The sequence below is a fragment of the Amycolatopsis sp. NPDC051372 genome, assembly GCF_040682095.1.
Classification (GTDB): domain Bacteria; phylum Actinomycetota; class Actinomycetes; order Mycobacteriales; family Pseudonocardiaceae; genus Amycolatopsis.
Genome location: NZ_JBFBAF010000013.1, coordinates 114082 through 125957, shown reverse-complemented (window position 1 = coordinate 125957; position 11876 = coordinate 114082). Strand labels below are relative to the sequence as shown.

At 70.7% G+C, this 11876-nt stretch carries 13 protein-coding genes; 1 reads left to right on the top strand and 12 read right to left on the bottom strand.

What is annotated here, in order from left to right; genetic code table 11:
* Nucleotides 1–15 precede the first annotated feature (15 nt).
* From AB0M56_RS21040 to AB0M56_RS21005, 8 genes are all read right to left on the bottom strand, one after another.
* The gene (locus tag AB0M56_RS21040; protein WP_364178636.1) at nucleotides 16–1071 is read right to left on the bottom strand and encodes an MSMEG_0565 family glycosyltransferase; all 1056 of its coding nucleotides are present in this window, start codon (nucleotides 1069–1071) and stop codon (nucleotides 16–18) included.
* Nucleotides 1072–1073: 2 nt separating this feature from the next.
* On the bottom strand, nucleotides 1074–1904 hold the full coding sequence (locus AB0M56_RS21035) for a carbon-nitrogen hydrolase family protein (protein WP_364178634.1): 831 nt from the start codon (nucleotides 1902–1904) through the stop codon (nucleotides 1074–1076).
* Nucleotides 1905–2732, bottom strand: coding sequence for a carbon-nitrogen hydrolase family protein (locus AB0M56_RS21030; RefSeq protein ID WP_364178631.1), 828 nt, complete (start codon nucleotides 2730–2732; stop codon nucleotides 1905–1907).
* 105 nt (nucleotides 2733–2837) lie between these two features.
* A complete protein-coding gene (locus AB0M56_RS21025; protein WP_364178628.1) occupies nucleotides 2838–4211 on the bottom strand; it encodes an MSMEG_0567/sll0787 family protein in 1374 nt (457 codons plus the stop codon).
* Between the two features lies 1 nt (nucleotide 4212).
* A complete protein-coding gene (locus AB0M56_RS21020) occupies nucleotides 4213–5289 on the bottom strand; it encodes an MSMEG_0568 family radical SAM protein (RefSeq protein WP_364178625.1) in 1077 nt (358 codons plus the stop codon).
* A gap of 9 nt (nucleotides 5290–5298) precedes the next feature.
* A complete protein-coding gene (locus tag AB0M56_RS21015; RefSeq protein WP_220243137.1) occupies nucleotides 5299–5811 on the bottom strand; it encodes an MSMEG_0572/Sll0783 family nitrogen starvation response protein in 513 nt (170 codons plus the stop codon).
* 3 nt (nucleotides 5812–5814) lie between these two features.
* On the bottom strand, nucleotides 5815–6651 hold the full coding sequence (locus AB0M56_RS21010) for an amidohydrolase family protein (RefSeq protein ID WP_364178898.1): 837 nt from the start codon (nucleotides 6649–6651) through the stop codon (nucleotides 5815–5817).
* The gene (locus tag AB0M56_RS21005; RefSeq protein ID WP_364178623.1) at nucleotides 6651–7970 is read right to left on the bottom strand and encodes an MSMEG_0569 family flavin-dependent oxidoreductase; all 1320 of its coding nucleotides are present in this window, start codon (nucleotides 7968–7970) and stop codon (nucleotides 6651–6653) included. Before AB0M56_RS21005 ends, AB0M56_RS21010 begins: the two co-directional genes overlap by 1 nt.
* A 251-nt stretch (nucleotides 7971–8221) precedes the next feature.
* Between AB0M56_RS21005 and AB0M56_RS21000 the strand changes: the two genes are divergently transcribed.
* On the top strand, nucleotides 8222–8905 hold the full coding sequence (locus tag AB0M56_RS21000; RefSeq protein WP_364178620.1) for a hypothetical protein: 684 nt from the start codon (nucleotides 8222–8224) through the stop codon (nucleotides 8903–8905).
* Between the two features lie 86 nt (nucleotides 8906–8991).
* Here the strand turns inward: AB0M56_RS21000 and AB0M56_RS20995 are convergent, their stop codons facing one another.
* From AB0M56_RS20995 to AB0M56_RS20980, 4 genes are all read right to left on the bottom strand, one after another.
* A complete protein-coding gene (locus tag AB0M56_RS20995; protein ID WP_364178617.1) occupies nucleotides 8992–9207 on the bottom strand; it encodes a ferredoxin in 216 nt (71 codons plus the stop codon).
* A gap of 2 nt (nucleotides 9208–9209) precedes the next feature.
* Entirely contained in the window at nucleotides 9210–10400 is a 1191-nt protein-coding gene (locus tag AB0M56_RS20990; protein ID WP_364178614.1) for a cytochrome P450, read from the bottom strand.
* Between the two features lie 162 nt (nucleotides 10401–10562).
* Nucleotides 10563–10997: a YrhB domain-containing protein gene (locus tag AB0M56_RS20985; protein WP_364178611.1), complete on the bottom strand. Its 435-nt coding sequence runs from the start codon at nucleotides 10995–10997 to the stop codon at nucleotides 10563–10565.
* 18 nt (nucleotides 10998–11015) lie between these two features.
* Nucleotides 11016–11669, bottom strand: a complete 654-nt coding sequence (locus AB0M56_RS20980; RefSeq protein WP_364178896.1) for a toxin glutamine deamidase domain-containing protein — start codon at nucleotides 11667–11669, stop codon at nucleotides 11016–11018.
* Between the last annotated feature and the right edge of the window lie 207 nt (nucleotides 11670–11876).

The window sequence follows — 11876 nt, the reverse complement described above, 5'->3', positions numbered from 1 at the left end:
CACCCGGCAAGGCAATTACCCCGCGAGCGACCGGTACAACTCCAGATGCGCCCGCGCGGCAGCGGACCACGTGTGGCGCTCAGCCAGAGCCACGCCCGCCGCGCGGTCTTCCGGCCCGGAATTCAGCGCGGCTTCGATCGAGGCCGCGAAGCCGTGCGGCGTGGCGGCGAACCGGGCCACCCCGCCGAAAACCTCGCGCAGCACCGGGAGATCACGCGCCACCAAAGGCACCCCCGCGGCCAAAGCCTCCATCGCCGCCAGACCGAAGCCCTCCTTCGTCGAGGGGAAGGCGAACACCGCGGCCGACCGGACCAGCGACGGCAGCGAGTCGTGCGCAACCGGCCCCAGCACCACCGGATCCACGCCCAGCGCGGCCGCCCGCTTGTCCCAGCGTTCGCGGTAGTCGCGGTAGTCGAAGAGCGTCTCGCCGCCCGCGATCACCAGGCGTACCGCGGGGTCGAGAAAAGCGACGGCCTCCAGCAGGTCCAAAGAACCCTTGCGCGGCTCGATTCCGCCGACCGCGAGCACATACCGGCCGAACCGCACTCGCCAATCCCCGTACGGCGCCGAAGAAAATCGCGCGGCATCAACGCCGTTGGGGATCACCGTGGCTTCGATCCCCCAGCCCGCGCGCACCTCCGCGGCCACCGACGCCGACACGCACACATGGGCGAACGGCCGCGTGATCGCCCGCTCGTGACACGCGGCCAGCTCCGGCGTGGTGAACGTGTCGAGGTGGTGCACCGTTCGCACGCAACGATCCACGGCGTTGGCCGAAATGCAGTCCTGCGCGTGCACGATGTCGTACTCACCGCGCGGAAAAGCCGTTCCCAAAACCGCGATCGAGCGCACGATCCGGGAACCCACCGACTCGCCCGGCACCTCGGGAAACGGCACCACCATCGTCGTCACCCGCGGATCCACCGGCCGGAAGAACCCGCTGTCACCGCCACGACCCAGGGTCCACACGGTCACGTCCTCGCCGAGCGCGGCCAGGGCCTCCGCCAGCGCCAGCGTGTGCACCACACCGCCGCGGGGTTTCGTCGAATAGCTCAGCAACGCGATGCGCAACGTCAGCCCTCCCGGTACGCGAAAGGTTTGCGTTCCCCCAGGTGGTGCAGCACGCGGCGGGCGTTCGCGACTTCCCCGGCCACGTCGACCTCGGCCACCGCGAGCCCCGCCTTCGACCAGGTGCGTGCCAGGATCTCGCCACCGGGGCCGACGACCTTGGCCTGGCCGAGGAACCGCATGCCACCCATCGCGCCGGTCTGGTTGGACGACACGAGCACCACCTGGTTCTCCGCGGCGCGCGCCTGGTCGTACAGGTCGAACAGCCGCGACTGGCGGTCCTGCGCCATCCGCGGTGCCCGGTCGGTGATGCTCGTCGGCCACGCCGAGAGGCACGCGACGATCTCCGCGCCGTCCACCGCGAGCGAGCGCGCCGACTCCGGGAACGTCTTGTCGTAGTCGATCAGCATCCCGACGCGCCCGACCGGCGTGTCGAACGCGGTGAAGGAATCCCCCGCGTCGTACGCGACACTCTCCCCCGGCGGCTGGTGCACCTTCCGGTGGTGGCCGAGCACACCGTCGCCCGTCACGCACACGGCCGCGTTGTAGCGGCGCGCACCGTCAGCCTCGCAGTAACCCACGCACACGGTCATCTCCGCCGCCAGCGCCTGCACCGTTTTCAGCTCGGGGCAGCCGGGTTCGAGCGCCGGCGGCAGCGCGTCCGGGTCGGGGTGGCGCAGGTCGGCGAGGTAGCCGCCGAGCGCCGCGTCGGGCAGCACCAGCAGATCGGCGCCGCTCTGGCGCGCGTGGTCGATCAACGTGGCGATGCGCCGCAGGTCGAACTCGAGGTCACGCCCGAAGTGCGCGGCCACGGCGGCGATCCGGAGCCGGCCCATTCACCCGCCCACGGTATACGCGGCGGGCCGGCGGTCGGCCAGGTGCGCCATCGCCCGGCGCGCACCCGCCAACGCGGCGGCGACGTCCAGCTCCGCGATCGCCAGCCCCTCGCCCACGCCCGTGTCGGCCAGCACCTCTCCACCCGGGTCGACGATCTTCGCACTCGCCACGAACCGCAGGTCGCCGAACGTCCCCGACTGGTTCGCCGAGACCCACACGATCTGGTTCTCCAACGCACGGGCCCGGTCGAACAAGTCGAACCGGCGCTTCCACCGGTCCTCGGCGAGGTCGGCACTCGGGTTGGTCCGGCTGCCCGGCCACGCCGACATGCACACCACCACCTGCGCGCCATCGAGCGCCAGCGCCCGTGCCGATTCCGGAAACGCCTTGTCGTAACAGATCATCATGCCCAGCCGGCCCACCGGCGTGTCGAACGCGGCGAACCCGCTGCCCGCGCCGTAGCTGGCGTCCTCCGACAACGGCTGGTGCACCTTCCGGTGGTGCCCCAGCACGCCGTCGCCGGTCACGCACACGGCCGAGTTGTAGCGCAGGTCGCCGTCGCGCTCGCAGTACCCGGCCGTGACCACGAGGTCGCCTGCCAGCTCGGCCAGGCGGCGGATCTCCGGGCCCGCCGGGTCGAGCGCGGGCGGGCCCTCCGCGCCACCGTCGAGGTTCGCGAGGTACCCGCCGAGCGCCGCCTCGGGCAGCGCGAGCAGCCCGACGCCCTCGGACCTGGCCTCGCCGATCAGCTTCTCGATCCGCGCGAAGTCGCCCTCGACGTCGCGGTCGAAGGGCGCCGCCACCGCGGCCATCCGCACCGTGCTCATGTTCTCTCCTCGGTCATGCCGCCTCCTCTTCGGACACGCCAAGGCGCGGCAGCATCACACCGTCGGCGAGCATGGTGTTCGATGATTCGGACCTGCAAGCAGTTCTCATGCTGCCTCCCCCAACCCCGTGACCCCGCCGTCCACGACGGTGGTCACCTCGCCGTCCGGCCACCGCAGCCGCACGCCGGATCCCGCCACGAGCTCACCGCATTCGGCGGTCACGGCGGCGCGGGCCGGAGCGGGCGCCCCGGCCGTGAGCATCGCGAAGCCCGGGAAGCAGGTGAACCAGTCGCCCACCGTCGTCCCGGCCGGGCGCGGCACCTTCGTGACGTCCAGCACCGCGCCGCAGCCCGACGCCTCGGCGAGCATCCCGAGCGTGCCGGCAAGGCCCGCCATCGACACGTCCTTCGCCGCCGCGGGCCGCGCCCGGGCGACGGCGCCGAGCTGGTCACGCAGCTCGGGTGTGCGCCGTGAGCTCGTCGAATCCCATAACCGCCCGGTGTATCCGGGCCGCCAGCGGCCCTCGAGGTCGGCGGTCAGGTAGAGCGCCTGCCCGGGTTTCCCGCCGCCACCGGGCACCGGCTCGGCAGCGCGGCCCAGCGCGGTGACGGCCAGCGACGCCGGGACGCCGAACTGCGTGTGCCCGCCGAGCACGGGCACCCCGTACGCGCTGCTCGCCTTCCGGAGTCCGGAAAGGACTCTCGCCGCGAACGACGCGTCCCGCGCACCCAGAGCGTCCAGCAGCGCAACGGGTTCCGCGCCCATCGCCGCGAGGTCGTTCACGTTCACCAGCACCGAGCACCAGCCCGCCCACTCCGGATCGCGCTCGACCATCGACGGCACGATCGCGTCGCACGCCGCGACGAGGTCGCTGCCCGGAATCGGCACGCCGTCGTCACCGAAGAAGCCCGGGCTGCCGGTGAGGCCGGGCAGCAATGTCCCCAGTGGACGCTTGGTGGCTTGCGCCAGCACGGCCACGCGGCCGATCGGCCACCGCATCAGGATGTGCCGGACATCCGCGACCGTGACCGGCCGCACGTGCTGCCAGCCCAGACGCGTGAACATCCGCTCGTTCTGCACCTGCACCGTCGCCTCGAACCGCAGCGCGCCTTCCGATTCGGCCCGCGCGCACGCGGCCCGCACGAGAGCGCGTCCGACACCGTGCGGGCTGCCCGGCGCGACGACCAGCCGTCCACCGGTCCACCAGCCGAAGTCCGGGCCGTCTTGCGCCGGGCCGAGCCGGACGCCGCCGAGCACGGTGCCGGCCTCGTCGCGCGCCACGAGCACCAGTGTCCGCGGGTCGGTGTCGCGGTCGTCGACGTCATGGCTCGCGAACAGGCCTTGGCGCTCGACGAACGTCTCGTGCCGCAACGCGCGATACGCCGTCAGTCCACTGTGGTCGGCCGGTTCGATCCGGAACTCAGGTGGGGCAGCGCCGCCGCGGGAATCGTCGAGCAACGCCAGGATGTCGTGGTCCACGTCAGCCTCCCGCCGCGCTGAGGACGCTGCACGCTCCGCAAGCCGCGCAACCCGCTCCCTGGTCGGCCCCGGTCATCCCCGCGGCCCGCAACAGCTCGGCCACCCGCCGCGTCACGTCACGGACCAACGCGGGCGTCGGGGCCACCGCACCGTCGCGTCGGGCAAGCGTGCCGAGCATCGGCCGCATCGGCACCACGAAGGGGTACACGCCCCGCTCGATCAGCCGACGGGCGCCCGCGACGAGCTCATCCGGATCCTCACCGAGGCCGATCAGCAGGTACGTCGACACGCGGTTGGGGCCGAACACGCGCACGGCCTCGTCCCACGCCGCCTCGTACTCCGCCATCGGCACGCTCGACTTGCCGGGCATCCACCGGCGGCGCACGTCCTCGTCGAGCGACTCCACGTGGATGCCGATCGACGTCGCGCCCGCCTCGCGCAGCTCGCTCAGCACGGCGAGGTCGCCGGGCGGCTCGATCTGCACCTGGATCGGCAGCCCGGGCACGGCCTCGAGTACCGCGCGCACGCAGCGCACGAGGTGCCGCGCCCCGCGATCCGGCCCGGCCGTGGTCCCGGTGGTCAGCACCATCTGCTTGATCCCGTCGAGCCGCACGGCCGCTTCCGCGACCTCGGCGAGCTGCGCCGGGGTCTTGGCCGCGACCGTCGAATCGGCGCGCAGCGACTCTTCGATGGTGCAGAACCGGCAGCGCTGGTCTTCGACGTAACGGATGCAGGTCTGCACGACGGTGCTCGCGAGCACGTCCTTCCCGTGCAGCAGCGCGATCTTGCGGTAGGGCACCCCGTCCGCGGTGGACAGGTCGTAGAACTTCGGCCGGGCCACGGGCTCGACGCTGAGGCCGAGGTCGAGCGAGCCGCGGAAGACACGTCCTTCCCGTACCTGGTAGGGGCTTTCGTCGTTGAGCGGCAGCGTGGCGTTGGCACCGTCGACGACCAGGTGCCCGTCGTCACTCGGCCCGGCGCCTTTGCTGCGCTGCACGGGTGCGTCCATCCGCACCCCGCGGACGGCCATGTCGGCGCGGGTGTCCAGAAATTCCTCGGTAGTGGTGCCAACGCGCACGCCCGCCTCCTAGAACATGTACGTGGAGTTGATGATCGCGCCCTTGCGCGCGTAGTGGATCAACGCGTCCTGCACGTCGAGCGGGTGTGCCGGGATCACGCCCTCGATGAGGTCCTCCTCGCGCGCGCCGTGCAGCGAAAGCCCGAAGCGGCAGCAGTAGACCTTGCCGCCCTCGGCGATGAACGTCTTGAGCTGGTCGTTGATGTTCAGCTCGCCGGGGAACGCGGCGTTGCCGGTGGTGGGGAACCCGCGCGTGGCCAGGCAGTTCAGCGAGCCCGGGCCGTAGAAGTAGATCGCGGTCTCGAAACCCTTGCGCAGTGCGCGGGTCGCCTGCAGGATCGCGACGAAGCTCACCGACGACTCGTGCGCGATGCCGTGCACGAGGGTGAAGTAGGTCTCCCCGTTCTCCGCCTGGTAGTCGGGGAAGATCTTGGTGGCGCCGTAGAGGTTCGAACCCTGCGGCAAAGACGGGTGCGGAATCTCGTCGAGGCTGGTCTTCTCAAGGTCGGTCAGCTCGGCCATCGGTCATTTCCCTTTCTTCGGTCCGTACAGCACCTCGAACGTGCTCCGGAAAACGTGGTCGGCCAGCTCGCCGTCGCCGACCACCGCGGTCAGCTTCGCGAGCTCGCCCTCGTGGTCGCCCCACGGCTCGTCGGAGGCGAAGAGCACGCGGTCGTGCCCGATCCCGCGCCGGGAGATCTCCTCGGCCAGCCATCGCGGGGTGAAGCCGATCGCCCAGGACAGGTCGGTGTAGACCTGTTTGCCGGCGGCGATCCAGTCGAAGAAGCGGCCGCCGGCGAGCTTGATGTGCCCGCTCATGCCACCGCCGAAGTGCACGAGGTGCAGCTTCGAGTGGTCGGCGTATTCGTCGACGAGCTTGCCCACCTCGTCCACATCGGACGCGGCGCCGGGCGAGGTGTGGACGTGGACGACGAGGTCGTGCTCGCGGGCGGCGGCGAAGATCTTGTCGAGCTGAGGTTTGCAGGCCGGGTCGCTCGCGCGGCCGCCGAGGAGGAAACTGAGCTTGAGCGCGCGGACGCCGGGTTCGCCGGCGAGCTTGAGCGCCTGGTCGGTTCTCGCGGCGTCTTCTTTTCGAGGCGACACCCACAGGGCCGCGGCGATCCGGTCGTCCTTTCCGGATGCTTCGACGCAGAGCTCGTTGAAGGAGAACGCGATCTCCGGGTCGGGCACGCCGTAGTTGGGGATCACGAGGGCGCGTTCGGTGCCTTCGCGGTCCAAATCGGACAGGAGCTCGTCGATCGTCGCGCGCGCACCGACGGCCGGGGCGACCGGCGGGCCGCCGTAGAAGGGGTACGCGGGCAGCACGCCGAGGTGGCGGTGGGCGTCGGCGATCCAGCGCATCACGCGACCGTCCTCGGGGCGACCCAGTCGTCGGCCGGCTCGGTGTTGCGTGGTGTGCCGGAGATCCAGCGGACGTCGGCCGCGCGCTCGCCCGCGACGATGCGCCGCGCCAGATATTCCGCGTCGGCGCCGACGCCGCAGAACCGGCCGGAGCCCCAGGTGTGCTGCCACGGCAGGCCGAGGAAGAACAGACCGGGACAGGTCGTGACGCCGCGGCGGTGCGTCGGATAGCCCTTGCCGTCGAACACCGGGACGTCGATCCAGCGGTGGTCCCGGCCGAATCCGGTGCTCCAGACGACGGCGGAGATCCCTTTCGTGTCAAGGGTTCGCGGCTCGTCGTCCGGCTGCCAGACGGGGGTGTAGCGGGGTTCTGGTGGTGCTTCGATGTTCGCCCGGGTGAGGTAGGCGTCGATCGAGTCCTTGATGCCTTCGGACACGGCGTCGGCCGCGTCGAGGTTGCGCCGGAGATCGGGAGCGAAGGTCAGGGTGCGGTCGCGGACGTCGGTGAGACGCCCGTAGAGCTGCATGCCCTCACGGGCGAACGCGCGCAGGTCGATGTCGTGGCCGCCGTCGCGCCCGGTGACGTAGTGGTTGGCGCGGAACCGGACGGCGTCGGCGTCGGCGAACTCGTCGATTCCCCTGGCGTAGTAACCCATGTCGTCGAGCCAGGCCACCACGTCGCGGCCCCGGTAGCGCCGCGCCACCCGCGGCGCCGACCCCACCGCGAGGTGCACGCGGCGGCCGGCAAGGTGCAAGTCCTCGGCGATCTGGCAACCGGACTGGCCGGTGCCGACCACGAGCACCTCGCCATCGGGCAGCTGCTCCGGGTTGCGGTACTCGGAACTGTGCAGCTGCGCCGTGGCGGCCGGCAACCGCTCGGCCAGCCGCGGCTTGAGCGGCACCTGGTACGGGCCGGTCGCCACCACGACGTGTTCCGCCGTCAGCTCACCCTGCGTGGTGGCCACGCGGAACCCGCCGCCGGGCACCTTCGTCAGGCGCGTGGCCTCGACCCCCTCGACGATCGGCACGTCGAAGGATTTCTTGTAGTCTTCGAGGTAGGCGACGATGTGGTCGCGCACCATGAACCCGTCCGGATCATCGCCCGGGTAGGGGAAACCGGGAAGCCGGCACTGCCAGTTGGGCGTCACCAGGCAGAAGCTGTCCCAGCGGCGTTCTCGCCACTCGTGCCCCGCGCTCGCGCGCTCGAGCACCACGTGCCCGACCCCGGCGGTCGTCAGGCAGTGGGACATCGAGAGCCCCGCCTGTCCGCCGCCGACCACGATCACCGGCCGGTGCAGGCCGTCGAGCTGGAAGTTCATGCCGCACAGTGCACCGCCGGGCGGAGTCCGAACCGTTTCATCCGGAACACCGCCGTGTTACATGCACCGCGCAGAGTTACGGTTCCCGGTGGTGCGCGTTAACACGATTTCGGGTGGGGGTAAGAAATCGCGGCGCCCGCCTCACCCGATCGAGTGACGTCAGGCAGGACAACCCTTCAGGCGTCTCAGGCGTGTGAGCTCAGGGCGCTCCTCCGCGGGCGCAGCGCGGCGAGCGAGCGAGGGGAACTCGAGTGGGACGCTGGATCACGAAGAACGGCCAGCACATCTACATCAGAGGCAGCGGCAAGGGCGTCGCCGTCGCAGTCGCCGGCCTGATGTTGTTCGGTGGCGTTGCTGGCACCGGAGCGCTCGGAGGTGCCGAGGGCGGAGCCGCAGTGGATGCGGCCGCCGACTCGCTGGCCGGGAACACCGCAGGCGACGTCGTGGACTCGCTGCCGGGACGCTCGCTGAAGGCCCGAACCAAGTCCGGGCAGGAAAGCGCACGCAAGGGCGATGCCAAGAACGCGTGGAGCCGGCTGAAGTTCAAGGAGCTCGAGCGCAAGGTCGAACGCAAGCTCGAACGTGAGGCCGACTGCTTGGTCGCCGCGTCGGGCCGGGTCCGAGAGTTCCTGGCCAAGACCCCGTGCACATCGCTGGGCCGGATGCTCCTGGCCGTCGGAGACGGTCATGGCAACGCGGCGGTCGTCTCGGTGGTACGTGTCGGGTTCAAGACCAAGGCGCAGGCAGGCAAATTCCGTCAAGTCGAGACTGTGCAGGGCAGTGGCGACGTCCGCCCGCTGGAGGCCGCCGTGACACTCGGGCTGGCCGGTGTCCGCATGACCGGCCTCAACTACTCCGACCGTCCCGACGGTACCGGCCTGGTCGTCGCCGAAGCCGATCAAGCCACTGGGCACGTGCCGCGTGAGACCTTGTAGGCGCTCGCCGACGTCGCCGCGTACCTGCCGGTGAAGTAATCGAAAAGGGCCCTCCGCCGGCAGCGGAAGGGCCCTGTTTCACCACCTCAAGGCCGTGGCCCCACAACCTCCGCGCCATCCGTGATCGTGATCGCCATCGCCGGGCACGAGTCCGCGGCGTCGAGGGCGGTCTCATCCGGCGCGACGGTGTCCGCCAACGTGTGGGCGACCGGGCCGTCCAGGGCGAAGAGCTCCGGCATCAGCGAGGCGCACATGCCGGAGCCGATGCACGTGTGTTCGTCGACTTCCACTTTCCAGGTCATCGTCACCACCCGATCGGCATGGAGCGTGGTCCGCGGACCAGCATCTGGGTTTTCCACACGATATCGCCGGCGAGGTGGAGATTCGGCATTTCGCGCGTGAGAGCCTTCAGCGCCTCCTGCAGCTCCAGGCGGGCGAGCGGCGCGCCGAGGCAGTGGTGCACGCCGTGGCCGAAGCCGAGGTGGTGGGTGTCCTCACGGTCGAATACGAGGGTGTCCGCGTCGCCGAACTGGAGGCGGTCGCGGTTGGCCGCCCCGATCGCGACGAGCACCGGTTCGCCCTCGCGGACGAGCACGTCGCCGACCTGCACGTCTTCGGTGGCGTAGCGCGCGAAGCCGGCGCCGGCGCCCAGGGGGACGAAGCGCAGGAGCTCCTCGACGGCGGCGTTGATCAGCGATGGGTCCTCGACGAGCTTCTTCCACTGCTCCGGCTGGTCGAGCAGCGCGTAGACGAAGTTCGGGATCTGGCTCGCCGTGGTCTCGTGGCCGGCGATCAGGATCCCGACGCACAGGTCGGCCAGCTCCAGCTCCGTGAGCCGGTCGCGCACGTCGCGCGCCTCGATCAGGGCCGTCATCAGGTCGTCCTGCGGCTGCTCGCGGTGCTGCGCGATCAGGCCCGACATGTACGCGCGCAGCTCTTCGCGGTTGCGCTGGAACTCCTCGGCGGTCAGGCCGCTCGTGGTCAGCGCGGCGTCGCTCCACACGCGGAACTTCGGGCGGTCCTCGGTCGGCACGCCGAGCAGCTCACAGATCACCGCGACGGGGATCGGCAGCGCATATGCGTCGACCAGGTCGGCGGGCTGCCCGGCCGCCTTCATGTCCTCGATCAGCCCGGTCGCCAGCTCCTCGACGCGCGGCCGCAGCAGCTCCACGCGCCGGACGGTGAACGCCTTCGCGACGAGCGTGCGCAGCCGCGTGTGGTCCGGCGGGTCCATGGTGAGGATGCCGCCCGGACGCCGGTGCGCGGCCATCCGCGGCTCGTCCTTCTGCTCCGACATCGCGCGTGAGAACCGCCGGTCGCCCAGCACGAGCCGGGCGTCGGCGAACCGCGTGGCGAGCCAGGCGGGCTCACCGTGCGGCATCTGCACGCGGATCATGCCCTCCGCGTCACGGGCGGCGGCATACGCCGCGTTGAGCGTGAGCCCCGCCTCTTCGTTGAACGGGTACGCAAGCGGCTCCGACTGCGTGGTGGTCATGTGGAGAACTCCCAATCTGACGGAAAGTCCGGTTTGTAAGCGCGCGCTTACAACCACCGTACCGAGTCGGCCGCAGCTTGTCAGCCGCTGCGCAGCGGAAGATCAACGTGACTGTCCGTGACCACCGGTGGGCGCGCTCGAACCCCGCCCGTGCCTGGCGAGTTACCGCGGGCCGTCCCCCCGGGTGTGGCCGCCGGTGAAATTCCCCGTCCCGGGGTCGAGGTGCCCGTGCATCACCTGCTCGTGCACAGCCGCCGGGATGGCCGGTGGCTCGGGCGCGGTCCCGGTCCACTCCCCCAGGTCACCGCCGCCGGCGACGACCTCGTCCAGGAACTCGCGCACGGGCAGCGAAGACGGCGGGAGGAACGCCGCCAACCCGTTGCGCGGCACGGCGATCACACTCGGGATGCACGCCTTGTCGAAGTCCCCGTCCTCGAGGAAAGCGACGCTGTTGAACGGCACGATCCACGCCAGTTCGTGCTCCGACACGTATTCCTCTTCCACGACGAGCCGCCCGACCACGGGGTGGATGAGCTCCGGGCCGACCTGGTCGGCGATGAACCGCGTCGCGATCGCCACGGCATCGTGTTTCTGCATGTCTTCCGCCTGTCCGAATCAGCCGTTGAAGTGCTGGTCTGCCTTGAGCCAGTCCTGATAGACGTCGTCGATGTTGTTTCCCGCGGCCGGGGTCGGCACCGGGTTCGGCGCGGGTGGGGGCGCCGGCGCCGCGGCCGGCGGGGGCGTCCACCCGGGCGGCGGGCCCTGCGCGCCGTGCGTCGGCGGGTCGTAGCGGAAGTACTGCAGGTTTCGTGGGTCGGTGTCCAGCTTGCCGAGCTTGCCCGACTGCCCGTCGAGGAAAACGACGCCCTTGTCCGTGTTGACCACGTTCATCACGTGGGAGCTGCGGTCGTCGCGGTGGACGATGACGTAGCCCTTGCTGCCGGGGTGCTCGCTCGCCTTGTCGATGACCTGGTCCCAGTTGTCCAGGTCCTCCGGGCGCCCGGCGTTGGGGTTCTTCTGCCGCAACGGGTGGTTCGGCCCGACCGCGGTCCCGATCGTCTGGTCCTCGGGCAGCTTGGGGGCGGGCTTGACCTTGCCGCCCAGCATGTCATCGACGGACGTGATGGCCAGCGTGCAGTTCTTCCCGTCCTTGGTCGGGTTCAGCTTGTTGAGGTTCGGGTAGTACTTGCTCGCGAAATTGCCCGCGCCGAGGGTGTCGGCGTTGATCGACGGCTTGGTCGTCCCACCCGGGCCGGCTGAAGCCTTCACCTTGTTGCCGGGCACGAAGACACCACCGACCTTGTTGAAGAAGGAGCTGGTGGTATCGCCGAGGCCGTGCACCGGCGAGTCGACGGGGTCGGGGCTGCGGGGCGGCGGAGATTTCGGGGCGTCCGCGCCCGCGCCGGACGTGTGGGTGGTGTCGCCCGACTTCGGGGTACCGCCGCCTCCGCCCGACTTGGGTGTGCCGCCGCCTCC

Excerpts from the sequence above, each read along its gene's own strand:
- AB0M56_RS21005 (WP_364178623.1), bottom strand. The coding sequence starts at position 7,970 with ATGAACTTCCAGCTCGACGGCCTGCACCGGCCGGTGATCGTGGTCGGC.
- AB0M56_RS21035 (WP_364178634.1), bottom strand. The coding sequence starts at position 1,904 with ATGGGCCGGCTCCGGATCGCCGCCGTGGCCGCGCACTTCGGGCGTGAC.
- AB0M56_RS20985 (WP_364178611.1), bottom strand. The coding sequence starts at position 10,997 with ATGCAGAAACACGATGCCGTGGCGATCGCGACGCGGTTCATCGCCGAC.
- AB0M56_RS21010 (WP_364178898.1), bottom strand. The coding sequence starts at position 6,651 with ATGCGCTGGATCGCCGACGCCCACCGCCACCTCGGCGTGCTGCCCGCG.
- AB0M56_RS21030 (WP_364178631.1), bottom strand. The coding sequence starts at position 2,732 with ATGAGCACGGTGCGGATGGCCGCGGTGGCGGCGCCCTTCGACCGCGAC.
- AB0M56_RS21015 (WP_220243137.1), bottom strand. The coding sequence starts at position 5,811 with ATGGCCGAGCTGACCGACCTTGAGAAGACCAGCCTCGACGAGATTCCG.
- AB0M56_RS20995 (WP_364178617.1), bottom strand. The coding sequence starts at position 9,207 with ATGACCTGGAAAGTGGAAGTCGACGAACACACGTGCATCGGCTCCGGC.
- AB0M56_RS20990 (WP_364178614.1), bottom strand. The coding sequence starts at position 10,400 with ATGACCACCACGCAGTCGGAGCCGCTTGCGTACCCGTTCAACGAAGAG.